Genomic DNA, 26,697 nt, shown 5'->3' on the forward strand with positions numbered 1-26,697 from the left:
CTTTCCCTTGCTAATCCAGACGCGCGACGCGGCGCCGCTTTCGTCTCGCCTTGATCGCGGCGATGCGTTCGGTGTCTTTCGGCTGCAGATGCAGCCCGCGTTCGAGGATTTCGAGCGTGTATTCCTCATAGGTCAGGCCAAGCCGCTCGGCCTTTTCCATGCGCATCAGCATCACGTCACGGCTTGGCGCCTTCCACGCCTTGGCATGCGCTGCCTGCCAGGCCAGGAAGATGTAGGGATCGCCCTTGCCCCATGGCGGGCCCTTGTAATCATCGAGCGGCGGTCCGCCATTGTCGGAGCGCTTGGGACGTCTTGCCACGATTTCAGCCCCTGACCAGCGCAACCAGATAGTCGGCCGGCTGCGGTCCGACGGCATGGAACGTGCAGTCCGACGGCGCGCCGAGCGCCAGGCAGTCGCCGGGCTCGAGACTATGCACCATATCACCCTCGGTGAACTCAAGTCGCCCGGAGATCAGCCACATCTGCTGCTTGATGAAGGCATAGGACGCCGCCGGGAAACTCACACTGGCGCCCGCCGGCAGTTGCACCCGGATCAATTCGAGCGGCGTGTCGGAAACCGGCGACAGATGCCGACGGACATAGCCCGTACCGGGGTCGCGCCAAACCGGCTGCTCACTCTCGCGCAACAGGCCGCCACCTTGCTGCTCGGCGCGTGCAATCAGCGTCGACAGCGTCATGCCGAAAGCAGCGGCGATGCGCACCAGCAGCGCCGCCGTGGGACTGGTCATGCCGCGCTCGATAGTGCTGAGCATGGCTTTGGAGACGCCGGAGCGGTTCGCCAGGTCGGCCAACGACCAGTCCCGCAAGGCTCTTTCGGCGTGGATCCGTCTGCCGATCGTAGCCGACATGTCATTCGCTATATCAGTCATTCGTCCAATATATCGAATGTTTGGATTCGGAAAAGAGGCCGGCGGGTTGAATTTTCGCTGACCGGTTAACCCCTGCTACACCATTCCGCATCACGCCACCTTAACCCCGTCTGTGTAGGATCGACGCTCCACGGGAATGGGGATCGGATCGTATGTTTGTCGAGCGCGAAGCCTCCGTCGGCGAACCGACCTCGCAGGAGCGCCGCCGCGCAGAGCAGAACGACAAGCGCATTCTCGGCAACGTCGTGCAGTGCGACGGTGCGCGCGCCACCATCAGCGCCTATGCCGACGACATCGAAGGCGCGGTCACCGGCCTGTGGACGGTCGGCAAGATGATCTCCATCAATCTCGGGACATCGCGCACCGTTGGTCTGGTCTACGAAATCGGCAAATCGGATCGCGCCTGGAGCAATGAGGGACAAAACCCCATCGAGGTCAGCGTCGAGCTGATCGGCGAAGTGCGCGACGGCGCCGAACCAGGGGACAAACCGGTGTTCGACCGCGGCATCACCACATATCCGCATATCGGCGCCATAGCGCACCGCATCCGTACCCGTGACCTGCAGGCGGTCTACGATCTCGCCGGGCGTCATTCGATCACCATCGGTACGCTGTCGCAGGATGAGTCGATCGACGCCAACATCGCTATCGACGACACGCTGGCGCGCCATTTTGCCGTTGTCGGCACAACCGGCGTCGGCAAATCCACCGCCGTCTCGCTGCTGCTGCGCAAATCGATCGCGGCCCGGCCCGATCTGCGAATCCTCATCCTCGATCCGCACAATGAATTCGCGGCGTCGCTGCCTGAGTTCTGCGTCCGGGTCGATTCCAAGACGCTTGACCTGCCGTTCTGGATGTTCAGGCTCGAAGAATTCGCCGAAGTGCTGTTTCGCGGCCGAGAGGTCGTGCCGGAAGAAGTCGATGTCCTGCGCGACCTGATCCCCGCCGCCAAGAACCTCTATCGCAATCCCAATTCAGGCTCTTACGTGCGCCGCGGCAGCGATGCGCTGACCGCCGACACGCCGGTGCCCTACCGAATGGTCGATCTCATCAAGCAGATCGACGAGCGCATGGGCCTCCTGGAAAGCAAGAACGACCGCCCGACGCTGAAATCGCTGAAGACGCGCATCGAGTCCGCCGCGTCCGACCCGCGCTATCGCTTCATGTTCAATTCGCGGCTGATCGAGGACACGATCCACGAGACGATCGGCAATATTTTCCGTGTGCCGCATCATGACCGCCCGGTGACCTGCTTCGAGATGGCCGGCATGCCGTCCGAAGTGGTCAATTCCGTCTGTTCGGTGCTGGCTCGGCTCGCCTTCGACCTTGCGCTGTGGAGCGAGGGCCGGCTGAAGCTTTTGCTGCTGTGCGAGGAAGCGCACCGCTATATGCCGGCCGATCCGCGCCTAGGCTTCGCCCCGACAAGGCATGCACTATCGCGCATCGCCAAGGAAGGCCGCAAATATGGCTGCTATCTCGGCGTCGTCACCCAGCGCCCGGGTGAACTCGATCCGACCATCCTGTCGCAATGCTCGACCTTCTTCGCCATGCGGCTGGCCAACGAGCAGGACCAGGCGATCATCCGCTCGGCGATCGCCGATTCCTCCGCCTCGACGCTGGCCTTCCTGTCCTCCATGGGCCAGCGCGAAGCCATCGCCTTCGGTGAAGGCGTGGCGACGACCATGCGGCTGAAGTTCGAGAAACTGGCGGAGAACCTGATCCCCGGCACCGCCAAGCGAGAGCAGGACGAGTTCTCGCAGGACGGCAACGACGTCGATCTCGCCGCCATCGTCGAGCGGCTGCGCAACGTGCCGAAACCGCAGCAGCAGATGGCCTTCGCCGAGGTCGTGGACTCCGGCCGCCAGGCCGGCGATCCCGATTACCGCAAGCCGGCCACCGCCCAGCGCGTCCAGCCCGACGACGATTTCGACCTGCGCTACGGCCTCAAGCCCACAACCTTCGGCATGCGCCCGCAGAACGATTGACCTTCAGCGTAGCGACTTTTTTGCCGGCCAATTGAGAAGCCGCCGGAGCGCCAGGGCTCGGCTTCGTTGGCCCACTTGGGCAAAATCCCGAAAGGGAATTCATCAGGCCGGATTGAATGGCGTGGCTTTCGAGAAGCCGGAGCGGAGCGGACATTTAGTCCGTGAGCACCGGAAGTCGAGAAAGCCACGTCAGGCAACCGGCCTCATGAATTCTTCTTCGGGATTTTAGGCGCAGACGCGGTTGCGGCCTTGCCTCTTCGCCTCGTAGAGCTGGCGGTCGGCGCGGCGGTAGAATTCCTCGGCCGTTTCCTTCCGATCCCAGACGGCAAGACCGACGCTGGTGGTGATCTTGAGGCGGACATTGCCCGACAGCACCGACATGTTGGCAATCGCCTTGCGGATGCGTTCGGCGAACTTGCCCAACAGCTCCGCATCCATGTTGGGCGTAACGACGGCGAACTCCTCGCCCCCAAGCCGCGCCACCACGTCGTGATAGCGCGTCATGCCTTTGAGGCAATTGGCGACTGCCCTAAGCACCTCGTCGCCGACATCGTGGCCATGCGTGTCGTTGACCTGCTTGAAATGATCGAGGTCGAGGATCATGAGCCCGACGGGCTTTTCGATGCGGCGGAATTCCTCGAGATATTCCTTCAGCGCATCATCGAAATAGCGCCGGTTCTGCATGCCGGTAAGGCCGTCGGTCAATGCCGCATGTTGCAGCGTTTCCGAGCGGGCGCTGAGCGAAACCGTCATGGCGCGCAGCTTGCCCTCTTCCGTGGCCTGCCTACGAATCAGCGGGTAGATGAAGAACACGCCGAAGAACAGCGCTGTCGCCAGCAGCACCCCGGTGACAAACAGCAGCGTGTTGAGATAGGCGATCCTCTCGACCCGGGAAGTCGTATCGTGACCGACCGCGATGGACTGCAATTGACCATAGGCATAAAGCGTCACCAGGCCTGCGGCCAGGATCACGAAAATAAAGACGAAAAATGCGGATTCCGCCTTGTGGAAACGCATCTGCTCCCCGTTGGAAAAGTACCCCCCGGATCTATGGCATGCCGGCGCCTTACGGACGGTTAATCCAGACAACCGGAGCGGGAATGTTCATTCCTACTTCTGTTTCTTTAATTGTATTAGCAGCACGAAAATCAAATCACGGCTTGCAGGCCGTCGCCGGGCTGCAATCTCAGCCATTCCGGTCCCAGCTGATGGCGAAACCACGTCGTTTGCCGTTTGGCATATTGCCGCGTCGCTGCCTTGCAGCGCTCGATGGCCTGAGGAAAGCTGATGTCACCCGCCATGGCAGCCGAAAGTTCGCGAACGCCGATCGCCTTCATCGCCGGCAGGTCGGGATCGAGGCCAAGCGCCGCAAGCCGTTTGACCTCATCGAGCGCGCCGAGATCGAGCATGCGGTCGAACCTGGTTTCGATCCGCTCGACAAGGGCGGCGCGGTCCGGCTCGATAACGAAGAACCGAGCGCTGTCGCGGTCGATCAGCGGCCGGCCGCGCGCTGCCTGCCATTCGAGGATGGAGCGGCCAGATGCGTCGAGCACCTCCAGCGCCCGCACGATGCGCTGGCCGTCGGTCGGCTTCAGCTGCATGGCGACCGCCGAATCCTCATGCATCAGGATGCGGTGCAGCTTGGCTGCGCCTTGCTCCTTTAACTCGTAGCGCCAGCGGTCGCGTACCTGCTGCGGAATGTCGGGCATTTCCGAAATGCCCTCGGCAAGTGCGCGAAAATAGAGCCCGGTGCCGCCGACGAAAATCACCGGACGTTCAAAGCCGGCGTCATCGGGCTGTCGGGCGAGCGTGCCGTCATCGATCAGCTTCATCACGTCGCGCAGCCAGGCGCCGGTGGAATAGGCGGTGGAGGGATGCACGTGGCCATAGAGATAGTGCGGCGCGCGGCCGAGTTCGGCGGCATTCGGTCGCGCAGTCAGCACATCGAGCACCGAATAGCCCTGCATGGAATCGGTGTTGACGATGACACCGCCCTTGCGCTCGGCGAGATCGAGCGCCAGCGCCGACTTGCCGCTGGCGGTCGGCCCGGCTATCAGGATCGCGTCCTTCACGCGGCCCTCGCCCGCCTGCCCGCCCTCGCCTAGCTGCTTGGAAGCCTCGATGCCGCTCATTGCCACGCTTGTGTCTCACCCCGTCCGCCGCGCGATGTCGGCCTCGCTTGCGAATATGGCCTCACGGTCGGTCGGCGCAAGCGCTGTTCGCTGGCTGGGCGAAGGCGTCGCCTGCGATCTGGTGCTACCCGAGGGTGCGGAAGCCGCTGAGGCAAGTGCCGCCTTGCGCTTGGCACTTGGCTCCGAGCCGGTCGACGTGATCGTTCAGCAGGCCGAAAGCCGCCGCAAGACAATCCTGCTTGCCGATATGGATTCAACCATGATCGACCAGGAATGCATCGACGAACTCGCCGACGAGATCGGCGTCAAGGACCGCGTCGCCGCCATCACCGCACGCTCGATGAACGGCGAGATCGCCTTCGAGCCCGCCTTACGGGAACGCGTAGCGTTGCTGAAAGGCCTCGATACGGCCGTTGTCGACTGCATCATCGCGAACCGCCTGACGCTGGCGTCGGGCGGCCACGCCCTGGTGCAGACGATGCGCGCCAATGGCGCCTGGACGGCGCTTGTCTCCGGCGGCTTCGACGTCTTCACCAGCCGTGTCGCCGCCATGCTCGGCTTCCAGGAAAACCGTGCCAACCGCCTGATCGAGGAGAACGGGCGCTTTGCCGGCCTGGTCGCCGAGCCGATCCTCGGCCGCGCCGCCAAGGCCGATGCGCTGAACGATATCTCGGCCCGCCTCGGCCTGACGCCATTCGATGCGATTGCGGTCGGCGACGGCGCCAACGACCTCGACATGATCCGCCTGGCCGGCACCGGTGTCGCGCTCCACGCCAAGCCGGCCGTTGCTGCCGAAGCCAAGGTCCGCATCGACCATGGCGATCTCACCGCGCTGCTTTATCTCCAGGGCTACCGCCAGGAAGAGTTCGCCCAATGAAACCGATGCGCACCGAGCGCCTCATCCTGCGCAACTGGGAAGACCGCGATCGCGAACTCTTCCACCGCATCAATTCGGACGAGCGGGTGATGGAATTCTTTCCGTTCCGCCGCGACCGCGCCGAGACGGATGCCAAGATGGACGAGTTTCAGGGCTGGATCGCCGAGGACGGCTTTGGTTTTGCCGCCGCCGAGATCGCTGCGACTGGGGAATGCATCGGTTTCGTCGGCCTCTTAAAGACCGATCACGTGCCGTCCCTGCCCTCCGATACGATCGAGATCGGCTGGCGGTTGGCGCCCGAGTTCTGGGGCAAGGGCTACGTCACCGAGGCAGCCGAGGCATGGCTTTCTTATGGCTTCGAGACGCTTGACCGGGACGAGATCGTCTCCTTCGCCGTCGCGGCCAACCGCCGCTCGACGGCCGTCATGGAGCGTCTTGGCATGAGCCCTGACCCGGCTCGCGATTTCGACCACCCATCCATCCCTGACAGCCACCCGCACCTCAAGCGGCATGTCCTCTACACCCTGTCGCGCAAGGACTGGCAGGCAAGAAAAAGGGCGGCTAACTAGCCGCCCTTTTCATTTCGAAATCAGATCGTTGCAGGCCTGACCGGACTCAATCCATCCGGATCGTCACGAAGCGCAACTCGCCTGTCTTGGACGCCAGCATCAAGAGCGCATTCTTGCGGCCCTGCTCCTTCAGCGCGCCGATCCGGTCCATCACGTCCTTCGGGGTCGCGACCGATTCCTGGGCGATTTCGGTGATCACCTCGCCGGCCTGGATGCCGCGCTCGGCGGCGGCCGAATCCTTGGTGACGTCGGTGATGACGACGCCGGAGACGTCGGCCGCGATGCCGAATTTTTTCCGTGTGTCGTCATTGAGCTCGCCGACGGTCATGCCGAGCACCGAGGCCGTGGAGACCGCGGGCGCCTTGTCGCCGCCCTTGTCCTCATCGGTAGTGCCGTCCTCACCGGCAGCGACCTTCTCGCCGTCCTCAAGCCGGCCGAGCGTCACCTTCACCGTCTGCTCGACGCCCTTGCGCACGATGATCACGTCGACCGCCTTGCCGACCGGGCTTTCCGCCACGACGCGCGGCAGGTCGCGCATTTCATGGATGTCCTTGCCATCGAACTTGATGATGACGTCGCCGGCGAGAATTGTGCCGTTGTCGACCGGTCCGCCCTTGATGACGCCGGCCACCAGCGCGCCCTTGGCGGTCGCCATGCCGAGGCTCTCGGCGATGTCGTCGGTCACCGGCTGGATGCGCACGCCGAGCCAGCCGCGACGGGTCTCGCCGAACTGGCGCAGCTGGTCGACGACGCCCGAGGCAAGCTGCGAGGGGATTGAGAAACCGATGCCGATCGAGCCGCCCGACGGCGAGATGATCGCCGTGTTGATACCGATGACCTCGCCCAGGCTGTTGAACAGCGGCCCGCCGGAATTGCCGCGGTTGATGGCGGCGTCGGTCTGGATGAAGTCGTCATAGGGGCCGGAATTGATGTCGCGGTTGCGGGCCGAGACGATGCCGACCGTCACCGTGCCGCCAAGGCCGAACGGATTGCCGATCGCCATCACCCAGTCGCCGACGCGCATCTTGTTGGAATCGCCGAATTTCACCGCCGTCAGCTTGTGGCCCTTCGGGTCGACCTTGAGCACCGCCACGTCGGTCTTGGTGTCGGTGCCGACCAGCGTCGCCTTCAGCGTCACGCCGTCGGAGAAATTCACCTCGATATCGTCTGCATCGGCGATGACGTGGTTGTTGGTGACGACAATGCCTTGCTCGGCGTCGACTACGAAGCCGGAGCCCAGCGACTGCACTTTTTGCGCGCCGCCATCCTTGTCGCCGCCACGGTTCTTGAAGAAGTCGTCGAAGAAATCCTGGAACGGCGAACCCTCGGGCAGCTGCGGCATCGGCACCGCGCCCGGACCTTCCGTGCCCTTCACGGTCTGCGAGGTCGAGATGTTGACCACCGCACCGAGCAGGCCTTCGGCGAGGTCGGCAACCGAAGCCGGTCCGTCCGCGGCCACCGTCGGCGTCACGAAAGCGGGAACGGCAAGCGCGCCGACCATAAGTGCCGCAGCACCTGCGATGAACGTCCGCCGCGCCGCGCGCAGAAGGGTGTTGGATGTCATCGAAAGCCTCCCGGAATCTGAAAAGAAAAAGCGCTTCGGCAAAACGCCGCGTCGCGTCATGTTGGCAAGAAATACGGCACGTTTGCGGCTATGGCCACATCAGGAGGATAAATCCTCCGTTACACCTTAGAGCGGTTCGCCGTTTCGCGGAAACGGCGAACCGTTCAATCCCTTTGCTTTTACGCAATTCCGGACGGAAAACCGCTCACACTTTCCTGGAATTGCAGATCAGCGGTCCTCAGCCACGCACCAACCAGACGATGCCGACGCCGATGGCGATCGCCACCAGCCCGACGATGCGCAGCGCAATTTCCGGCGTCGACAGCACTTCGCCGGCAAGACGTTTGGCAAGGCCGGGAAAGCCGCCATAGACCAGGCCCTCGACAACGAGGACCAGGCCTATGGCCGCAAGGAAATCCTGCACCGCCCTACTGGGCGGGTGCAGGTTGTGCAGCCGGCGCGGCAGGTGCCGTCGCCGGCGCGGCAGGTGCCGTCGCCGGAGCCGCAGGTGTCGCCGGCTTCGCGTCCGTCCCGTCCGGATTGCGGAAGAAGCGGAAGAACTCCGAGTTCGGCGAAAGCACCATCGTCGTCCCGGAGTTGTCCAGCGCCGTGCCATAGGCATTCATCGACCGGTAGAAGTCGAAGAACGCCGGATCGCGTTTGTAGGCGTCGGCAAAGGTCGCGCTGCGCTGGGCTTCACCTTCACCACGCAGGATTTCCGATTCCTTGCGCGCCTCGGCGACGATTTCCACCACTTCGCGGTCGGCGCGGGCGGTAATGCGCTGCGCGGCCTCTTTGCCGCGCGCTCTCAGCCGTTCGGCCTCGGCCAAACGTTCGGCCTTCATGCGGTCGAAGGTCTGCTGCGAAACCTCAGCCGTCAGATCGGTTCGGCGGATGCGCACATCCTCGATCTGCAGGCCGAGCGAGGTGGCGTCGGGCCGAAGCTGATCGCGCACTTCTCGCATCATCACGGCCCGCTCTTCCGAGAGCGCCGCCTCGAAGTCGCGCAGACCGTAGACACGGCGCAGCGCCGCATCGAGACGCGTCCTCAGTCGTGCTTCGGCCAGTGTGATCTGGCCGGACACGGCTGAGCGGAACACCCGCGGATCCGAGATGCGGTACGCGATGAAAGCGTCGACCTCGTAGAACTTGCCGCCCGAAACCTGGACGCGGATGTTGTCGAGATCGAAGCGCAGCACCCTGTTTTCGATCAATTGCACGCTGTCGGCGTCGAAGAAGGCGAAAGGCGCCTTGAAATAGATGCCGGGTTCATTCTTGACGTCGACAATCTCGCCGAACCGCAGCACGAGTGCCTGCTGGCGCGCATTGACCACGAAGACCGAGGAGTAGAGCAGGAACAGAAGCACGGCCGCGATGACCGCGATGATGGGAAGACGATTGGCCATCACTGGGCTCCTCCCGTGGTCGCAGGCGGCGGCGCCTTCGGTTGCAGTGCCGGCAGCGGCAGATAGGGAACGACCCCTTGCCCATTGCCCTGTTCGACGATCACCTTGTTGGAATCCTTCAGCACCTTCTCCATCGTTTCCAGATAAAGCCGCCGGCGCGTAACATCGGGCGCCTTGGCGTATTCGTCATAGACCGAGATGAAGCGCTGCGCCTCACCTTCGGCTTCCTGGACGACACGGTTCTTGTAGGCTGCCGCGTCCTCGCGGATCTGCGCCGCGGCGCCACGCGCCTGGCCAAGCTTCTGGTTGGAATACTGGTTGGCCTGCTCGACGAACTTGTCTTCGTCCTGCTCGGCGCGCTGCACTTCGTCGAACGCGTCGGCCACTTCACGCGGCGGCGCCGCGTCCTCGATCGAAACCGCGTTGACATTCAGGCCGGCCTTGTAGCCGTCCAGCGTCGTCTGGATGATTTCACGCACCGACGCGGCGATGCCCTGACGGTCGTCGCGGAAGATGTCCTGCGCCGGACGCCGGCCAACCGCTTCGCGCATGGCGCTCTCTGCGACCTGCTGCAGCATGCCTTCGGGATCGGAGACGTCGAACAGATAGGCCCGGGGATCGGAGACCTGATAGGCCACCGAAAACTGGACGTTGACGATGTTCTGGTCGCCGGTAAGCATCAGCCCCGACGAGTTGCCGCTCGTCGCGCCGCCACCACCGATATCGACGAGTTGTTCGGCGATGTTGGCCGTCTCGACGGTTTCGACCGGCCACCAATGGAAATGCAGACCCGGCTGCGACAGCTCCGCCTTCGGCTTGCCGAAGCGCAGCTCGACCGCAACCTCGTCCGGCTGCACGGTGTAGACCGCCTTGAACGCCCACAGCACGATCAGAGCCGCTGCGATCAGCGCAAAGACGGCCGGGCTGGCGCCGCCGCCACCGGGCAGCGCGCGCCGCAGCCGGTCCTGGCCGCGGCGGATGATGTCTTCGAGATCGGGAGGTGACCCCGGCGGGCCGCTAGGCCCCTTCGGTCCCTGCCCCCAGGGTCCCTGATTGTTGCCGCCGCCGCCCCATGGGCCGCCGCCGCCGCTCTTGTCGTTCCAGGGCATGAATGTCCTTTCGCTTGGGATTCCCTCAGCGCCGACGTTGCGGCGCAAAATCCAGTTGTTCTTCTATAGGGACGCAGCGATGCGCTTTCAACGCGATCCGCTGCCGAGCATGTCCGTTTTGGACGTTCGCGACCCTTTTATCGTCTCAATGCACGCCGCGGCGTCGCTCGTAAACCGAATAGCGCGTCGCATGGCTGTCCTTTTCACCGGCCGGAACGTCCTGAGCGCTGACAAGGCGCCACAAATCCGGATCGATGTCGGGAAAATGCGCGTCGCCATCGACCGCCGCCAGCACATGGGTGACGTGCAGCCGGTCTGCCAGCGGCAGCGCCTGCGCATAGATCTCGCCGCCGCCGATGATGCAGATTTCGTCGACGCCGGCCATGCAACGCCCGCGCACCGTGGCCAGCTGGATCGCTGCCTCCAGCGAGTGCGCCACCTCTATGCCCTCGGCGCGCCAGGCCTTGTCGCGGGTCACCACGATGTTCAATCGGCCCGGCAGCGGCCGGCCGATGCCTTCATAAGTCTTGCGGCCCATGATGACGGGCTTGCCCATCGTATCGGCCTTGAAGCGCTTGAGATCGGTGGACAGCCGCCACGGTAAGCCGCCGTCGCGCCCGATGACGCCGTTCTGCGCAATGGCGACATAGATCGCGACGTCCATCAGTTGGCTCCCCCGGCGCCGTCATCCGACGGCTCCAAAAGCAATATGTCGATGTTGTGCTCGGGATAGAGATCCTGCGCCGCCGTCTCGAAGGTCGTCGGCCCGACCTTCTTGACATTGTCGCCGCAAAACGAGATCAGCGCTTTCGGATTGCCCTTGTCGACGGTTAGCTTGAACTTGCCGATGCTGCCATTGGCCCAGTTGCCGCCGGTGGTCAGGATATAGGCTATGCGGTTCTCGTAAAAATGCGGATAACCGTCGGCCTTGGCGGCCTGCCGCACCGCATTCTCGAAGCTGTCGTCCATGCAGTAGCGGGTCTTGTAGGTCGTGTACTGGCTGCCCTCGGTGAACTTGCCGTCATAGAAGAAACTCACCGATGACGTGCCGCCGACGCTCGGTTTGTAGCGGTGCGAGACGTGGACATCCTTGTTGGCCGGAAATATCGCGCGCCACCAATAGGTCGAGCGCAACTGCCACCACGGCGTATAGACCTTGTTCGCCTCGGTACCGTCGCTGCCCGTATCCTCGATGATGATGCCGCGGTTTTCCCAATCCTCGGCGACCGTTTTCGGCAGCTTCGCCAGGGCCGCCTTGGCCGCATCGCCGAACGGATTGAACGGCACGTTCTGCGCCTTCAGATCGGCGCCGATATCGATGCCGACAGCGAACACTTTCTGCTCGAGCTGCGGCTTTGCCGGCGCTCCGTCGATCGTCACCTCGAAGCCAAGGAAATTGTCGCTCTGGTTTTCCGGGATGGCCGGCATTTCCTCCGGATTGCCTTCGATGTCCGGCAGCGGAAAAGCGACGATGGCATTTACATCCTTGTCGGTGTTGTTGTGGAAGACGTAGTCGACCGTGATCTTTTCCGGCGAGATATAGAGGTCCTCGCTTTGCATCGACACCGCGTCGCTACGCGACAGGATCAGGCCACCTGTGCCGAGTTCGGCGGTCGTATCATTGGCCAGCGCGGGCACGGCTAAAAGCGCCAGCGCTACGGACAGAACATATTGCAACATCGAAGCCCCTCGCCAAGAATGCCGCGACCCTAGCCGTTTCAATGTGGCGTTTCAAAGCCTTCCGTCTCCCAGCAGGACGCCACAGTGTCTGGACACGCCAATCGGCGGTCTGGACTAACAGGTTTCGATCGGGCAGGAGTTCGCGTCATGCGCAAGCTTCTCGTCATCGGCATCGGCGCCGGCAATCCCGACCATATGACCGTGCAGGCCATATCAGGCCTAAACCGGGCGGACGTCCTGTTTATCCCCGACAAGGGGGCGAAGAAGAACGACCTTGCCGAATTGCGCCGCCATATCTGCGACCGTTTCGTCAGCAATCCGAAATCGCGCCGCGTCGAGTTCGACGTGCCGGTGCGCGCCGAGCCGGCGCCTTCCTATCGCTCGACCGTCGATGACTGGCACGAGGCCATCGCCCAGATCTATGAGAGCCTGGTCCGCGACGAACTTGCCGAGGACGGCTGCGGCGCCTTCCTGATCTGGGGCGACCCCTCGCTCTATGACAGCGCGCTGCGCATTCTCAAGCGCGTACGGCTCAGAGGCAATGTCGCATTCGAATTGGAGGTCATTCCCGGCATCACCGCCGTCCAGGCGCTCGCCGCCGGCCACAAGATGGCGCTGAACCGCATCGGCGACCCCGTGCTGATCACCACCGGCCGCCGCCTCGCCGAACAAGGCATGCCGCACAATGCCGGCAGCGCCGTGGTCATGCTCGACGGCAAATGCGCCTTCAACACGCTGGCAGACAAGGATCTGATCATCCATTGGGGCGCCTATCTCGGCACACCGGACGAGATCATCGTTTCCGGTCGCCTGGGTGATGTCGGCGAGGAGATTGAGAGGACGAGAGAAGAAGCCCGGAAAAGAAAGGGCTGGATCATGGACACCTATCTGCTGCGTAAAGCAGGAGAGCCCGAGGAATAGCGCGCTCAAAGGTCGAGTTCCTTCGCGCCCCCCTCTGTCCTGCCGGACATCTCCCCCTCTAGTGGGGAGATTGGCCGTCACGGAGGATTTCGCCAATCGCCTAACAGATTAGCGCCCGTCTACGGGCTAGCTGATCTCCCCCCTTGCGGGGGAGATGTCCGGCAGGACAGAGGGGGGTGTGACGGATCGCAAGCTTCAACCCTCACCCAGCATCGATCTCCGCCTGCAAGGCGTCCATATGCGTGGCCGCCGCTGCCGCCGCAGCGCGCTCGATAGCGCGAAAACGGCTGACAACTGCAAGGCCAACTGAGGTCAGCTGTGCGCCGCCACCCTTTTTGCCGCCGGTCTGCGCCGCGACCAGTGGCTTGCCGAACACACGGTTCATATCTTCCACCAGATCCCAGGCGTGCTTGTAGGACATCTCCATGCCGCGTGCCGCAGCCGAGATCGAGCCGAAAGTGGCGATCTGCTCCAGCAATTCGATCTTGCCCGGACCTATGCGCCCGTCCGGATCGAGATTTATCCGCAGGCTCAGCGACGGCATCTCTTGTCCTCCACAGTCACACTAGCCCCTCTCGACCCATAGCGCTATTCCAAAACGATATAGCGGTTATCAGCCATCCGCTTCGGCCGGCAGCCCGGCGCCGGTGTTGGCACGGTCGAAACTGACCGTCTTGATCACCGCGAAGACCTTGCCGCCGAGTTGAAGGTTCAGTACCTGCCTGGATTGTTCGGTAATGCGCGCAAGCACGGTTGCGCCATTGCAGTCGATGCCGATTTCGACCGTCGGCCCCTCGCCCGAGCCGATTGCGACGATGGCGCCCGGCAGGATGTTGAGCGCACTGAGACCTTTCGGCTGTTCGGTGGCGATCATCACGTCGCGGGCGCGGATTCGGATGCGCACAGGCGCGCCGACCGAGACCGCCAATTGCGGCGCCCGGATTTCGCCCGCCGCCGAGCCGAGCACGGTCATCCCGAAGATCTCATCATGGCGCAGCACCTTGGTGTCGAGAACCGCGCCGCCCTCGCCGCGTTCCTCCGCCGGCAGCAATTCGAGCCGTTGCATGATCGCGCCGGTCGGGCCTGAGGCAGCGACCTTGCCTTGCGCCATCACCACCACGTCGCTGGCCAGCCGCGCCACCTCGGCGACGGAGTGGCTGACATAGACGATGGGCAGCTTGGTCTCGTCGCGCAGCCGCTCGATATAGGGCAGGATCTCGGCTTTGCGCGCATCGTCGAGCGAGGCCAGCGGCTCGTCCATCAACAGCAGTTTCGGGCTGGCAAGCAGCGCCCGGCCGATCGCCACGCGCTGCTTTTCGCCGCCCGAGAGCTTTGCCGGTCGCCGGTCGAGCAGAGGACCGATGCCGAGCAGTTCGACGACCGCGTCGATATCCGCATAGCGCTCCGCCGGTGGCGTGAACCAGCGGCCATAGCGCAGATTGCCGGCCACGCTCATATGCGGAAACAGCCGCGCGTCCTGGAACACCATGCCGATCCGGCGCTTGTGCTTCGGCACGAAAATGCCGGCATCGGTGTCGACCAGCACGCGGCCATCGACCGCGATACGCCCTTTGTCCGGTCGGATCAGGCCGGCGATCACGTTGATCAGCGTCGTCTTGCCGGAGCCCGATGGCCCGAACAGCGCCGTCAGCCGCCCGGCGCTTTCGAAACGCGCGTCGACGGCGAAACCGCCGAGCCGATGGCTGATGTCCACCAGCACGCTCATTCGATGTCCATCCGCCGGCCGACGCGCCGCGCCAGCACTTCCGAGGCGACCAATGCGGCCATCGAGATGACGATGGAGATCAGCGTCAGCCTGAGCGCCCCGTCATCGCCGCCAGGCACCTGCGTGAAGGTGTAGATCGCCGAAGGCAGCGTCTGCGTCTCGTTGGGAATGTTGGAGACGAAGGTGATGGTGGCGCCGAACTCGCCCATCGCCTTGGCGAAGGACAGGATCGAGCCGGCGATCAGCCCGGGCAGGATCAGCGGCAGCGTGATGGTGGCGAAGACCCAAATCGGGTTGGCGCCGAGCGTTCCCGCCGCTGCCTCCATTTTGCGGTCGACCGCCTCGATCGACAGCCGGATCGCCCGCACCATCAGCGGAAAGCCCATGATGCCGCAGGCCAGTGCGGCGCCGGTCCATCGAAATGAAAAGACGATGCCGAAATGCTCGGCGAGAAAAGCGCCGGCCGGCCCGCGCCGGCCGAAGGTAAGCAGCAAGAGATAACCTGTCACCACCGGCGGCAGGATCAGCGGCAGATGAACAACGCCGTTGAGCAGCGTCTTGCCCCAGAATTTTCCCCGGGCAAGCAGCAGCGCGATCAAGATGCCCGGCGGCAGGCTGAACAGCATCGCCACCGTCGCCACCTTGATCGACAGCCGGACCGCATTCCATTCGTCGGGAGTGAGGTCCAGCAGCCAGTTCATACTCAGCCGCTACCTTAATTGCTCGGCGTGAGCACGGTGAAACCCTGATCCCTAAACAGTTCCGCCGCCTTGGCGGACTGCAGGCACTTCAGGAAGGCCGGCGTATCCTTGTCCTTCGAATCGGTGGTCTCGGCAACCGGATAGATGATCGGCGGGTGCGAATCCTCCGGGAAGGTGCCGACCACCTTGACTCCCTTGTCGGCATGCGCGTCGGTGGCATAGACGATGCCGAGCGCGGCCTCGCCCGTTGAAACCAGCTTGAGCGCGGCGCGCACATTCTCGGCCTGCGCCACCTTGCCTTCGACCGACGACCAGACGCCGAGCGATTCAAGTGCCGCCTTGCCGTATTTGCCGGCCGGCACCGCCTTGACGTCGCCCATGGCAAGCCTGCCGTCGCCAACCAGCTTGGCCAGGTCGAAGCCTTTCTCGATCCTGGTCTCAACCTTGGAATCCTGTGGCGCCACCAGCACGATCTGGTTGCCGAGCAGTTTCACCTCGGTTTCCGGCTTGGTCAGTCTCTTGTCGGAGAGGTACTTCATCCAGTCGAGATCGGCCGAAATGAACACATCGGCGGGCGCCCCGCTTTCGATCTGCTTGGCCAGCGCCGAGCTCGCGGCGTAGGAGACGGTCGCCGCTTCACCGACATCGGCTTCGCAGGCCTTGGTGACGGCGTCGAGCCCGTCCTTGAGGCTGGCTGCGGCAAACACGATCACCTTGTCTCCCGCGTGAGCCGCCGGCATCACGGCCATCAGAGCTACGGCAAAGCCGCCAATCGCGATTGCCCTCATACCAAAACCTTTGTGCCCCAACATGAAAACTCTCCCTGGGCTTGAAATCTGCTGGCTCGACTCCTGCCGACCGATATATCTGGATGAATATAACAAGGGAAGGCCGCCTCCTGCGAAAGCGTATGTTCGGCATCGATTGTTCTGGTTTGGACGTGCACCGAAACCCGGAAAGGAACTCCGATGAAGATCAGCGCCCGCAACATCCTCAAGGGAACGATCGTCGAGATCGTCAAAGCACCTCGCCTGTCCGCGGTGATGTCGCCGGCTCCGTCGTCACGCTTCGATCACCAACGAGGCCGTTGCCGATCTCAAGCTCGAAAAAGGCAAGCAGCCTATACCATGATCAAGGCAACCGACGTCATGGTCGACATCGATTGAGGGTCGGAATTGATTGACGGTGGACGGATCAGACCGCGATCGGCGCCTTGATCGAAGCGTCGGCAAAATAGTTTTCCAGCCGGAAATCCTCGAAGCGGAAGGCGAACAGGTCCTTCACCTCCGGATTGATCCACAGCGTCGGCAGCGCCTTGGGTGTGCGCCGCAATTGCTCGCGCGCCTGCTCGAAATGGTTGGAATAGAGATGCGCATCGCCCAGCGTATGGACGAACTCGCCGGGCTTCAGCCCGGTCACCTGCGCCACCATCAGGGTCAGCAGCGCGTAGGAAGCGATGTTGAAGGGTACGCCGAGAAAAATGTCGGCCGAGCGCTGGTAGAGCTGGCAGGACAGCTTGCCGTCCGAGACGTAGAACTGGAACAGGCAGTGGCAGGGCGGCAGCGCCATCGCCTCCACTTCGGCCGGGTTCCACGCCGAAACGATCAGCCGGCGTGAATTCGGATTCCTGCGTATCTCCTTCAGAACATTGGCAATCTGGTCGATCGACCCGCCATGGCCATCCGGCCAGGAGCGCCACTGCTTGCCATAGACCGGGCCGAGATCGCCATTCTCGTCGGCCCATTCGTCCCAGATCGAAACGCCATGATCTCTAAGGTATTTGATGTTGGTGTCGCCGGCCAGGAACCACAGGAGTTCATGGATGATCGACTTCAGATGCAGCTTCTTGGTGGTGGTGACGGGAAAGCCGCGCGACAGGTCGAAGCGCATCTGGTACCCGAACACCCCACGCGTGCCGGTGCCCGTGCGGTCGCCACGGTCGGCGCCATTGTCCAGCACATGCTGCAAAAGGTCGAGATACTGGCGCATCGGCTTCGCCTCGATTCGGGGTTACCGCCATCATAACCGACTGGCCGCCGGCCGAACACAGCAAAAGGACCAGAACGCGGCTTGCCCCATCACTCTTCAAGGGTTAGCGTTGCCCCTCACCTGCCTGCCGGCATCCTCTCCCCGTATAGGGACGGGGAGAGGGGCGCTGTGATCAGCGGTTTCGCCAATCACAAGCGTTCGAGAGAGAGAGCCAAGGCTGCGGTCAGCCCTTTCTCCCCGTCACTATACGGGGAGAAATGCCCGGCAGGGCAATGAGGGGCGGTGCTGACCTCCGGTGAGGAGCAAAATCAAACGCGCGCTCTGCCTATCGGCAATAATCTCTACAAAGAGCCGAGCTTGCCCAGATCCTTGGCGACCAGATAGTAGAAAGTCACGCGGCTCTTGGAGCTGTCGGCGGCCAACGCCTTGCAGGTCTTCTCGATCGCTGAGTGGGCTTTCGCCCCGTCGGTCACGCCAAGTTTCTTGGCAACCCAGTTGGTCTTGACGCGCTCCAATTCCTTGGGGTCGGTGCAGGATACCAGCGAGGAATCGCGGTTGCGCAGCGCGATGCCCAGATGTTTCACAATCTTGGCAACCACATCGGCATTTGCGGCGGCGTCGTATTTCTTCACGTCTGCGAGATAATCGGCCATCAAATTTCCCCATGTCGGCGCCACGGGATCCGATCGATGAGGGCTGTGGCGCGCTGCCGCAACTTGTGCGCTCGGTCGATACTCCTCACCATCGCAAAGCTTCGGTTGAGACCGCCCGCGAGTCAACCCTCGGCGCCGCAGTTTGGTGCGGCCAAGAAGTGTCATTGCGGCCTTTCATTTTGTGCGCCCGCCCCCTATATTCGTTTTGTCGGCTTGACCGACTATGGCGATAAATGGGCGATGTAATAAGCCGTTCGGACCCGGGGGCGGTACCCGGCGCCTCCACCAAGAACCGTTCTGTGATCAGAGCGGCTGTTGCTGGGGGCGAAATAGGATCGACGAAGGTGTAAAGATCGTACTTTTGCCCGGCATGGTACCACCGTCATCGGGCTAAACCTGTAGTTGCAAATGACAACTATGCGGAAGCACGTCTCGCCGCGTAAGCGGTGCGATAGCTTCAAATCAAGCCCTAGAGGTTCGCACTTCTAGGCGGGGTTCGGAGGTACCTGGCAACAGAAACCTCCACTTCTCCCCTCCTCGATATCGTACGCTCAATGCCGGCTGCCGCTGGCCGGATTTCGCATGACGATGGGCCGCGAAGCCTACACCAAATTGAGCCATGAGCTGGTGCAATTTGCCGCTGGCGTCGGTCGAAGGCCGTGGTTCTGGCCGGGGCCGGATTACCCCAGACGTGAAAAAGGCCGGGATGACCCGGCCTTTCCGGTCGATTGCGGTCAGCTTACTCGGCCGGCGCTTCAACGGCTTCGCGCGAGCGGCCAAGCGTCAGTTTGGCCAGCGTGAACGAGATCACCGCGCAGAGCGTGATGCCGGCCACCATGGGCAGCGGGGTGCCGTCGAAGAAGATGCCGGCGACGCCCATCGCCAGCGCACCGATGGCGAAGTGCAGGGTGCCCATCAGCGCCGAGGCCGTGCCGGCGATCTCGCCATGCTCTTCCATGGCCAGCACCGACGTCGTCGGGATGACCAGGCCGAGGAAGCCGTAGCCGACGAACAGCAGTGCCGCCATAACATCGAGCCGGTCGACGCCGGTCGCCATGACTGCGAACAGCACAACCATCGTCGTGGCATAGCCGGTTACCGCCACCCAGACGACGCGCTTCAGCCCGAAGCGCTCCGACAGCATCCCCGTCAGTTGCGACATGCCGATGAAGGCCACCGCATTGATCGAGAAGAACACGCTGTAGACGGAAGGCGACAGCCCGTAATGGTCGATCAGGATGAAGGACGAACTCGAGAGGTAGACGAAGAAGCTGGCGATGCCGAAGCCGGCGATCGCCACCAGGCCGAGGAAATTGCGATCACCCATGAGGAAGCGATAGCCGGCGAGTGCGGTTCCGAAGGAGGAACCGACGCGTTCTTCCGCCGGCCGCGTCTCCTTCAGCGAGGTCGCCAGCAGAATGGTGGCCAGCAGGGCCGCGCCCGTCACCGTCCAGAACACGGCGCGCCAGCCGAAATTCTCGATGATCTGGCTGCCGGTCAGCGGCGCCAGGATCGGCGACACCGAAAACACCAGCATCAGCAGCGACATCAGCTTGGCGGCTTCGGTGCCGGTGTGCAGGTCGCGCACGATGGCGCGCGGCACCGCCATGCCGGCGCTGGCGCCCAGTCCCTGCAGGAAGCGGAAGGCGATCAGCCATTCGATGGTCGGGCTCATGGCCGAACCGATACCGCCGACCATGAACAGCGCAAGGCCGCCGTAAAGCGGCAGCTTGCGGCCGACCATGTCGGAGATCGGTCCGACGACGATCTGGCCGAAGCCCATCGACAGGAAGAAGATCAAAAGGCTCATCTGAACGGCGGCGGTGCCGGCATGCAGATCTTCGCCGATCGAAGGCAACGCCGGCAGATACATGTCGATGGCGAAGGGGCCGATAGCGGACAACAGGCCGAGCACGACCGCGATGCGGAGGAATTTGGGACTCATGATAAAGGCTTCTTTCAAGTCTGGTTGGCGCCGCCAACGCGACGACTAACCCTAGGACGTTCCATCCCGTTGAAATCCGACGGCTCAGAGCGAGATTATTCGTCTCTACGGAGCGAATTCACCATTTATTGTGTCCACAAATTTAGACAGCCTTGTCTAATTCGTCAATCACCTCTATATAGATTTCTATGAAGCTTGCCGTTTCTCCTGACATTTTCCCGCCACGCGGCCACGAGGCCAAGCGTATGTCGATTATCGATGCGGCGGCTTCGGTCTTCTGCCGGGAAGGCTTTGCCGGCGCCAATATCGACCTGATCGCGGTGGAGGCGGGCGTGTCGCGCCAGACCATCTACAATCACCACCGCGACAAGGAAAGGCTCTTCATGGCTGTGGTGCGGGATCTGACGGAGCGCTGCAATGCCGGCATCTTCGCCACCTTCGCCTCTTTCCCAGACCAGCCGAAGGATCTGGAAGCCGACCTGATCGGCTTTGCCGTGCGCCTGAATCAGAACTGCATCTGCAACCGCGACGGACGCTTCCTGCGCAAGCTGATCCAGACCGAAGGCGAGCGCTATCCCGAGCTCTTCGCAGAATGGCGCGACCAGGGGCCGGGCCGGACCTGGCCCGCACTTGCCGCCCGTTTTGCCCGCCTCGCCCATGCCGGCCATCTCGCGGTCGACGATCCCGATGTCGCCGCGCGCCAGTTCCTGGCCTTGGCAAATGCCGAACTGCAGACCACCTTCATGCTCGGCGGCATGCCGTCGGAAGATGAAGTGCTGCAATCCGCGACCCACGGCGTGCGCACATTCCTGCGCGCCTTCGGCAAGCGCAGATCAGCGGCAGCGGTGGAAAAACAGCTGGCCAGCGCCTGAACGCCAAAGCAGGCGATCAAATCGTCCGTTACGGGCTTCGCTTCGGCGCATCAGCGATCTATATCCGGTTTACGCCGCGCTCAAGCTTGATTACAGCTATGCGGACGATTCAACGGAACCCGACCAGCACATGGCCGACGACCACATCCGCTACGACATTCTGGCCCAGGAGGCATTGCGCGGCGTCATGCGCAAGGTCCTGGCCGAAGTCGCGCGCACCGGCCTTCCCGGCAATCATCATTTCTTCATCACATTCCTGACCGGCGCGCCGGGCGTGCGGGTGTCCTCCAGGCTGCGCGAGCGCTATCCCGAACAGATGACCATCGTCATCCAGTTCCAGTATTGGGACCTCAAGGTGACCGATACCGGCTTCGAGGTCGGGCTGTCCTTCTCCGACGTGCCGGAGAAGCTGGAAATTCCGTTCTCGGCCGTACGCGGCTTCTACGACCCATCGGTCAATTTCGAACTCGAATTCGACGTCAAGACCGACGTCCCGGCGGAAGACGATGCAGCCGCCCAGCCGGCTGCCGAGCCTTTGACTATCGTCTCCGAGAAAAAGCCGAAGGCCGAGAAGAAGGCAGCTGCCACTGAGGCGGAGAAAAAGCCCGCCGTGGCCGATGCCGCCGCCGGCAAGGGCGCCGACGTCGTGTCGCTCGACGCCTTCCGCAAGAAGTAGCGGGACGGTCGGCGCGACATGGGCGAAATCGTCAACCTTCGCCAGGTCCGCAAGCAGAAGGCGCGCACCGAAAAGGAAAAGCTCGCCGGCGAGAACCGCGCTCTGCACGGCCGTTCCAAAGCCGAAAGAACTCGTGACCGTCTGACATCGGACAAGGCCGAAAAATTCGTCGCCGGCCACCGCCGCGAACGCCCGGAAGACCAGGGCGATTGATGGACCGCCTGCGGTGAGCCCGGTCGAAAAACGCTCCGTGACCATCCGCGGCCATCGCACCAGCTATTCCCTCGAAAAACCCTTTTATGACGATCTCGTCGCCATCGCCGCCGCGCGCAAGCTGACCCTTGCTGCCCTGGTCGCGGAGATCGACGAGACAAGACCGCGCGATGCCAATCTGTCCTCGGCGCTCAGGCTCCACGTGCTGGACTGGGCCAAGCGCGACGCCGTCTGAATGGTTCTTAATTGCCCAGCGACTTCAGCAAATTGTCGACCGAGAACGGATTTGTCCTGGGCTTCGGCGGCGCCGGGGCCGAACCGTCACTGACGCCGGGAAGTGAGCGGTCGACCTTCGGCGCCTGCTCCTGAGCCTTGCGCTCGGCCTCCAGCCTGGCTTTTTCCTGCGAAGCGATCCGAGCCTGTTCGGCCTTCTTCCGTTCGTCCTCGGCCTTGGCGGCGTCTTCGGCAGCCTGCTCTTCGGCCTGCGCTTTCGCGTCCGCATCCGCCTTGGCCTTGGCGTCAGCCTCTGCCTGCGCTTTCGCATCGGCATCGGCCTTTGCTTTGGCATCCGCCTTGGCCTTGGCATCCGCTTCGGCCTGTGCCTTCGCATCTGCCTGCACTTTCGCCTTGGCGTCGGCCTCGGCTTTGAGCCGTGCCGCTTCCTCCTGCTTGCGCAATTCCTCGGCGGCGTTGTCGCGCTCGGTCTGCAAGGCGGCGTAATAGCGCACCTCGCGCCGCAGCCGCTGCTTCTCGAGCAGTGCGGCCTGCATCGCCTCGACCCGCTGCTGCTCCTTTTCCAGCGCGCGCTGGGTCAAAAATTGCGCCAGCGGCTCGCTGTCGAACTGCTTTTTCAGCGCCCCGAACGGCCCATCGACGCTGAAATTGACCGTCGGATCGGAGCCGACCAGCGCCTCGTCGCCAGGCTTGTAGGTGACCGCGCCCTTGGTGGCGACGGTGCCGGTGTTGAGGTCGGCCGTGATGTCGGCAGACAGCGTCGCCGCCTGGTTTTCGAATTTGATCGGTGGTGCCCGCAACGTGCCGCCGGCGACCGTGAAGGCGATGTCGGCATCGCCGGCAGCAAAGCTGCCGTCGCCAGCGATCTCAGGTGCAAAGCCCGCAGTCTTGGCCACGTCGATGTCGCGCCCGATCGCATCGGCCTTGGCAATCAACGCGCCGAAGGCATCGGGATTGACGCCGGCAATGGTGAGGCCTTTCAGCGCCGCCGTGCCCGAGCCGGAGAGTGCGGCAATCATCGCGTCGACCGATTTGCCGCTGGTCGACAGCCCTGTCGAGAAGTCGCCGCTGCCACTCAAGCCGGCAGCCGGCAGCACAGTCGCCAGGTCGGCGCCGGCAAGCCTCATCTGGCCGGAGAACAGCCCCGTGCCGTCCGTGTTCTTCAACTCGAACAATCCGGTGAGCGCGCCGCCGAGCAGTTTTGCCTTCAGGTCCGAAACGCGGATGCCTTCCTGGTCCAGTTTCAACGACAGCGACGCGTCATAGGCTGTCGCCAGCGGTCCGGCGGCAAGCGTCGCCGTCGCCAGGTCGAGATCGGCGCTGAACGGCAGGCTGGATTTCTGGCTGAATGGCGCCGTCGGCCAGTTCGCGTTGCTGCTGAGGAACGACTGGTCACCGAACAGCGCAACCGCAATCGGGTCGAGGTCCAGTTCGTCGAGCGCCAGCGCACCGGCAAAATGCGGCAGCCCCTGCTTCGCATCGATGTTGACGTCGCCCGAAATCTCCGACTCGTTGATGGATCCGCTGAGGCCGCTCAACACCAGCAGGCCGTTGCCGAAATCGGCATCCGCGCTGAGCGAGGTCGAGGTGCCCGTTCCCATACCCGGCAGGCCGGCGCCGGTCGTCATCAGCCAGGGCTCGATGTCGGAAGCGTCGAGGCCGATCTTGCCCTTGGCGGTGGCGCCTTGCGGCGTCTGAGCGACGGTGCCGTCGAACGTCGCCTTGAAGTCATCGGCGGCGAAATTGAAGCTCGTCGCCAGGCCGCCGCCGAGCGTGCCTTTGGCCGAAATATCGGTGCTTGCCTGGCCGAGCATGCCGAGCGGCAGCGCCGGCAGGCCGTAGAGCGCCAGCAGCACGGTGGCGTCGGGATTTTTGGCGTTGAAGGTCAGCGTCACCGGCGCGTCGAGCAACTGGCCGACGGCACCCTTGCCCGACAGCGACGCCGAAAAGGCCGAACCGCCGGCCTTGCCTTGTCCGCTCACCGCCAGCCCGGTCGTGCCGTCGCCATTGTCGGCGGCGCTCGCCACCAGATCGACGCGCGCGTCCTGGAACAGTTCAGGATAGGCGGCCGTGCGGCCAGCCAGTCCCTTCAGCATCAGATTGTCGGGATAGTGTTGCGCGGCAATGTCGATCAGCGGCTTCAGATCGACGGCGACCACCGAGGCATCGAGCTTGCCGGTCGGGCTTGCCGGAAAATCCTTGATCCGGCCGGTGGCGCTGATCGAGGCGCCGGCAAGGCCGCCAATCGACAGCCGGTCGATTTCGAGCAGCCCGTCGCGGAGCCGGAGCGCGGTATCGACCGTGTCGGCGGTGAGCCCGCCGGCATTGACCGGCCCTGCCTTGATCTGAAAATCGAGGTCACGGTCGGAAAAGCGGTTGGCGCCCTTGTCGCTGACGAAGATCGAGGCGAAGGCCGTCAGCCCGTCGACATCGAGTTCGCCGCCCTCGAGCCGCATCAGCACCGAGGACTTGGCGTCGTCGGGCTGGCTGGAATCGATGCGGCCGGTGAACTTCGACTTGCCGAGGATCAGTTCGAGATCGCTGAACGCCTGGCGCTTCTCCGACAGCTCCACCTTGGCCTTGAAGCCGGCGGCCGGCAGCCGGCGGATCGCCTCGTCGACATCTTTGGACAACCAGGCAGCAAAGCCGGAAGGCTGCGCCACCGCCAGCAGCATGGAGCCGCTGAAACCGAAATGATCTTCGACGCTGAGCATGCCGCTGGCTTCCAGCGTCGTGCGCCCGGGCAAGGTCGCGGCCAGCGATTTCACCGACCAGCCGCCCTCGACCGGCTCGGCCGAGAGATGCACGTCGCGCACCGTGGTGTCGCCAGCTACCACCGCCGGCAGCTTGACCTCGACAGTGCCGGGGATGCTCGGCTTCGGCAGTTCGAGCAGCGCCTGCTCGATTCCGGCAATGCGCTGGTCCAGCGTCAGGCCGGCGCCCTTCTCAGCGCCCACCGCTTCATCCAGTTGCACCTGCGCGCCATTGGCCTCGATGGCGAAGTTCGGCCTAAGGCCGAGATCGACCGAAGCCTTGCCGTCGGCCGTGTAGGGATTGTCGAGCGGCCCGGTCTCGAAGCGGAATTCGTCGACGCCAAGCTTCTGGTGGTCGAGCGAGAACTTGCCGTTCAGCCGGAAGCCCGGATCGGGTTTGCCGGCGCTGATTTTGACGCTCTCGCCATCGCTGCCGCGCAGTTCGGCGCTGTTTTTGTCGCTGCCGGAAATCTTGAACTGGCCGGAATAGACGGCAGCCCCATTGACGATGCCGGCATTGCCGTCGGTTTCGATGACCAGTGGATAGGCATCGGGATCGACCTTGAGCCTCAGCCGCATCTGGCCGCTGCCTTCGGCCTTGCCGGTCGAAGCCGCAACCGTCGAACGCAGGCCATCGAGCAGCAACGTTCCGTCCATGCGCCACGGCCCGGCCAGCGACTTGGCAGAGATGGTCGAATTGATCTCGGAAATCAGATGGCTGCGCCCGCCTGCGGCATGGCGGAGCGCAATTTCTCCCTCCGTCACCGTCAGCTTCTCGATCGAGATCTGGTTGAGATCGAAGGGCGAGGACGGCCGTATCGCCCAGTCGACCGTGCCGTTATCGGCGATGTCGATCGTCGCCTTCGGATGCACCAGCCGCATATCGAAAATCAGCACTTCGCCGCGCAGGAACGGCGCCAGTTCCGCGTCCATCGAAAAGGTCTCGACGGTCATTGCCGGCTGGCCGCCGGGGCCGCCGGCGACCGTGACGTTTGAGAAGGTCACCGAGGGGAACGGCAACAGCCGCGCCGTGGCGTCGCCTTGCACCGTCACCTTGCGGCCGAGAATGGCGCTCGCCTCGCGCTCGAATTGGGCGCGGTACCCGGTCCAGTCGACAAAATACGGCACCACCAGCGCCGCAACCAGCACCAGCACAAACAAGCCACCGAAGATCACGAACAGGCGTGCGAGCATCAGCTCCGAACGGGTTGATTGAAAGTCAGCCGCACTCTAACCGCATCAGCGTGTCGATAAAGAGGCAATTCATCCAGAGTTGCTTGATCTCTGTATCTGGACGAGCAGAGATTTCGGACGCCTGTGACTGCGTGCCGGCCGACATGCAACAGACTAACCCGCCACCGCCCGTCGGCGATATTCGTTCAGCAGCACTACCATCTCCTCGGGCGACAATGTCCAGCCCTGCGGTAATGCGGCTTCGGCGCCGAGGCTTTTGGTCACGCTGCCCATGACGGAGCTTTTCTTGACCCCCGGTGCGAAATTGTACCCGATCATATTGCCGATTCTGCGCCGGCGATGGACGACGAAGAAGCTTTCGATATCCTTCCAGGGGACCAGCTTGGGCGATCGAACAAGGCCTCCGCCGAGACTGAAACCTTGTCCGTTCAGCACCAGAATCTGCGGCCGCACAAGCTGCCAGGCAAACACCAACGCGACCAGCCCGAAAAAGGCCACGCACCACCAAAGGCCGGCGGTGTCGCCGTCCTCGGAGACATAAATCAGGAAAGCGCAGGCCAGGACAAAGAAGAGGCTGGCCGACAGCAATAACAGTGTCTTGCCAAGCG

At 63.2% G+C, this 26,697-nt stretch carries 27 protein-coding genes, 1 other RNA gene and 1 pseudogene; 10 read left to right on the forward strand and 19 right to left on the reverse strand.

Going from position 1 to position 26,697, the window contains the following annotated elements:
• Positions 1-10: 10 nt before the first annotated feature.
• Together X750_RS157925 and X750_RS157920 are read right to left on the reverse strand one after the other, a co-directional pair.
• Positions 11-319 carry a hypothetical protein gene (locus X750_RS157925; RefSeq protein WP_023746890.1) on the reverse strand — a complete coding sequence of 103 codons (309 nt, stop codon included), beginning with the start codon at positions 317-319 and terminating at the stop codon, positions 11-13.
• A gap of 4 nt (positions 320-323) precedes the next feature.
• Positions 324-890, reverse strand: a complete 567-nt coding sequence (locus X750_RS157920) for an XRE family transcriptional regulator (protein WP_023668339.1) — start codon at positions 888-890, stop codon at positions 324-326.
• 152 nt (positions 891-1,042) lie between these two features.
• Here X750_RS157920 and X750_RS157915 point away from each other — a divergent pair, with 152 nt between their 5' ends.
• Complete coding sequence (locus tag X750_RS157915) at positions 1,043-2,875, forward strand: ATP-binding protein (protein ID WP_023746891.1); 1,833 nt, start codon at positions 1,043-1,045, stop codon at positions 2,873-2,875.
• Positions 2,876-3,100: 225 nt separating this feature from the next.
• Here X750_RS157915 and X750_RS157910 read toward each other — a convergent pair whose 3' ends face one another.
• Positions 3,101-3,892: a GGDEF domain-containing protein gene (locus X750_RS157910; RefSeq protein WP_023690907.1), complete on the reverse strand. Its 792-nt coding sequence runs from the start codon at positions 3,890-3,892 to the stop codon at positions 3,101-3,103.
• Between the two features lie 131 nt (positions 3,893-4,023).
• Positions 4,024-5,007: a tRNA (adenosine(37)-N6)-dimethylallyltransferase MiaA gene (gene miaA / locus X750_RS157905; protein WP_023740243.1), complete on the reverse strand. Its 984-nt coding sequence runs from the start codon at positions 5,005-5,007 to the stop codon at positions 4,024-4,026.
• On the opposite strand from miaA, the gene serB reads away from it, so the two are divergent.
• On the forward strand, positions 4,997-5,884 hold the full coding sequence (gene serB / locus X750_RS157900; protein ID WP_023746892.1) for a phosphoserine phosphatase SerB: 888 nt from the start codon (positions 4,997-4,999) through the stop codon (positions 5,882-5,884). The two genes, miaA and serB, sit on opposite strands and share 11 nt — an antisense overlap.
• Positions 5,881-6,453 (forward strand): GNAT family N-acetyltransferase, encoded by a 573-nt coding sequence (locus X750_RS157895; protein WP_023740245.1) that lies wholly within the window; start codon positions 5,881-5,883, stop codon positions 6,451-6,453. Before serB ends, X750_RS157895 begins: the two co-directional genes overlap by 4 nt.
• A 46-nt stretch (positions 6,454-6,499) precedes the next feature.
• Here X750_RS157895 and X750_RS157890 read toward each other — a convergent pair whose 3' ends face one another.
• The 6 genes from X750_RS157890 to X750_RS157865 form a co-directional block, all read right to left on the reverse strand.
• Complete coding sequence (locus X750_RS157890; RefSeq protein ID WP_023682088.1) at positions 6,500-8,017, reverse strand: DegQ family serine endoprotease; 1,518 nt, start codon at positions 8,015-8,017, stop codon at positions 6,500-6,502.
• Between the two features lie 238 nt (positions 8,018-8,255).
• Positions 8,256-8,441, reverse strand: a complete 186-nt coding sequence (locus X750_RS157885) for a DUF2065 family protein (protein WP_023668333.1) — start codon at positions 8,439-8,441, stop codon at positions 8,256-8,258.
• A gap of 4 nt (positions 8,442-8,445) precedes the next feature.
• Positions 8,446-9,423, reverse strand: a complete 978-nt coding sequence (locus tag X750_RS157880) for a protease modulator HflC (protein ID WP_023668332.1) — start codon at positions 9,421-9,423, stop codon at positions 8,446-8,448.
• A complete protein-coding gene (gene hflK / locus X750_RS157875) occupies positions 9,423-10,532 on the reverse strand; it encodes an FtsH protease activity modulator HflK (protein WP_023682090.1) in 1,110 nt (369 codons plus the stop codon). The genes X750_RS157880 and hflK overlap by 1 nt, the downstream gene beginning before the upstream one ends.
• A gap of 145 nt (positions 10,533-10,677) precedes the next feature.
• Entirely contained in the window at positions 10,678-11,196 is a 519-nt protein-coding gene (locus X750_RS157870) for a dihydrofolate reductase (protein WP_023667408.1), read from the reverse strand.
• Complete coding sequence (locus tag X750_RS157865) at positions 11,196-12,212, reverse strand: DUF4424 domain-containing protein (protein ID WP_023714745.1); 1,017 nt, start codon at positions 12,210-12,212, stop codon at positions 11,196-11,198. The genes X750_RS157870 and X750_RS157865 overlap by 1 nt, the downstream gene beginning before the upstream one ends.
• A gap of 147 nt (positions 12,213-12,359) precedes the next feature.
• Here X750_RS157865 and cobF point away from each other — a divergent pair, with 147 nt between their 5' ends.
• Positions 12,360-13,133: a precorrin-6A synthase (deacetylating) gene (gene cobF / locus X750_RS157860; RefSeq protein ID WP_023746893.1), complete on the forward strand. Its 774-nt coding sequence runs from the start codon at positions 12,360-12,362 to the stop codon at positions 13,131-13,133.
• A gap of 202 nt (positions 13,134-13,335) precedes the next feature.
• Here the strand turns inward: cobF and X750_RS157855 are convergent, their stop codons facing one another.
• From X750_RS157855 to modA, 4 genes are all read right to left on the reverse strand, one after another.
• Positions 13,336-13,677: a winged helix-turn-helix domain-containing protein gene (locus X750_RS157855; protein ID WP_023667411.1), complete on the reverse strand. Its 342-nt coding sequence runs from the start codon at positions 13,675-13,677 to the stop codon at positions 13,336-13,338.
• A gap of 69 nt (positions 13,678-13,746) precedes the next feature.
• Positions 13,747-14,859, reverse strand: a complete 1,113-nt coding sequence (modC, locus tag X750_RS157850; RefSeq protein WP_023746894.1) for a molybdenum ABC transporter ATP-binding protein — start codon at positions 14,857-14,859, stop codon at positions 13,747-13,749.
• Entirely contained in the window at positions 14,856-15,560 is a 705-nt protein-coding gene (gene modB / locus X750_RS157845) for a molybdate ABC transporter permease subunit (RefSeq protein WP_023746895.1), read from the reverse strand. The genes modC and modB overlap by 4 nt, the downstream gene beginning before the upstream one ends.
• A 14-nt stretch (positions 15,561-15,574) precedes the next feature.
• A complete protein-coding gene (gene modA / locus X750_RS157840; protein ID WP_155927182.1) occupies positions 15,575-16,369 on the reverse strand; it encodes a molybdate ABC transporter substrate-binding protein in 795 nt (264 codons plus the stop codon).
• A 159-nt stretch (positions 16,370-16,528) separates the two neighbouring features.
• Between modA and X750_RS0132345 the strand changes: the two are divergent.
• Positions 16,529-16,726 (forward strand): annotated as a pseudogene (locus tag X750_RS0132345) (TOBE domain-containing protein).
• Positions 16,727-16,754: 28 nt separating this feature from the next.
• Here the strand turns inward: X750_RS0132345 and X750_RS157835 are convergent.
• Positions 16,755-17,549, reverse strand: a complete 795-nt coding sequence (locus X750_RS157835) for a thymidylate synthase (protein WP_023688064.1) — start codon at positions 17,547-17,549, stop codon at positions 16,755-16,757.
• A gap of 341 nt (positions 17,550-17,890) precedes the next feature.
• Complete coding sequence (locus X750_RS157830; protein ID WP_023746896.1) at positions 17,891-18,202, reverse strand: DUF2853 family protein; 312 nt, start codon at positions 18,200-18,202, stop codon at positions 17,891-17,893.
• Positions 18,203-18,370: 168 nt separating this feature from the next.
• Here X750_RS157830 and ssrA point away from each other — a divergent pair.
• Positions 18,371-18,729, forward strand: a transfer-messenger RNA (tmRNA) gene (gene ssrA, locus X750_RS1000000164180).
• A 212-nt stretch (positions 18,730-18,941) separates the two neighbouring features.
• Here the strand turns inward: ssrA and X750_RS157825 are convergent.
• Positions 18,942-20,147, reverse strand: coding sequence for a multidrug effflux MFS transporter (locus tag X750_RS157825; protein ID WP_023682099.1), 1,206 nt, complete (start codon positions 20,145-20,147; stop codon positions 18,942-18,944).
• 188 nt (positions 20,148-20,335) lie between these two features.
• On the opposite strand from X750_RS157825, the gene X750_RS157820 reads away from it, so the two are divergent.
• The 4 genes from X750_RS157820 (at position 20,336) to X750_RS157805 (ending at position 22,143) form a co-directional block, all read left to right on the forward strand.
• On the forward strand, positions 20,336-21,019 hold the full coding sequence (locus X750_RS157820) for a TetR/AcrR family transcriptional regulator (RefSeq protein ID WP_023746897.1): 684 nt from the start codon (positions 20,336-20,338) through the stop codon (positions 21,017-21,019).
• Positions 21,020-21,149: 130 nt separating this feature from the next.
• Complete coding sequence (locus tag X750_RS157815; RefSeq protein ID WP_023746898.1) at positions 21,150-21,695, forward strand: SspB family protein; 546 nt, start codon at positions 21,150-21,152, stop codon at positions 21,693-21,695.
• 18 nt (positions 21,696-21,713) lie between these two features.
• A complete protein-coding gene (locus X750_RS157810) occupies positions 21,714-21,908 on the forward strand; it encodes a DUF4169 family protein (RefSeq protein ID WP_023667420.1) in 195 nt (64 codons plus the stop codon).
• A 13-nt stretch (positions 21,909-21,921) separates the two neighbouring features.
• Positions 21,922-22,143 carry a ribbon-helix-helix domain-containing protein gene (locus X750_RS157805; protein ID WP_023712463.1) on the forward strand — a complete coding sequence of 74 codons (222 nt, stop codon included), beginning with the start codon at positions 21,922-21,924 and terminating at the stop codon, positions 22,141-22,143.
• A 7-nt stretch (positions 22,144-22,150) separates the two neighbouring features.
• Here X750_RS157805 and X750_RS157800 read toward each other — a convergent pair whose 3' ends face one another.
• Together X750_RS157800 and X750_RS23680 are read right to left on the reverse strand one after the other, a co-directional pair.
• On the reverse strand, positions 22,151-26,089 hold the full coding sequence (locus X750_RS157800) for an AsmA-like C-terminal region-containing protein (protein WP_023746899.1): 3,939 nt from the start codon (positions 26,087-26,089) through the stop codon (positions 22,151-22,153).
• Positions 26,090-26,242: 153 nt separating this feature from the next.
• Positions 26,243-26,677 (reverse strand): hypothetical protein, encoded by a 435-nt coding sequence (locus X750_RS23680; RefSeq protein WP_156932367.1) that lies wholly within the window; start codon positions 26,675-26,677, stop codon positions 26,243-26,245.
• Positions 26,678-26,697: the final 20 nt, after the last annotated feature.

This window comes from Mesorhizobium sp. LNJC391B00, assembly GCF_000502535.1.
Classification (GTDB): domain Bacteria; phylum Pseudomonadota; class Alphaproteobacteria; order Rhizobiales; family Rhizobiaceae; genus Mesorhizobium.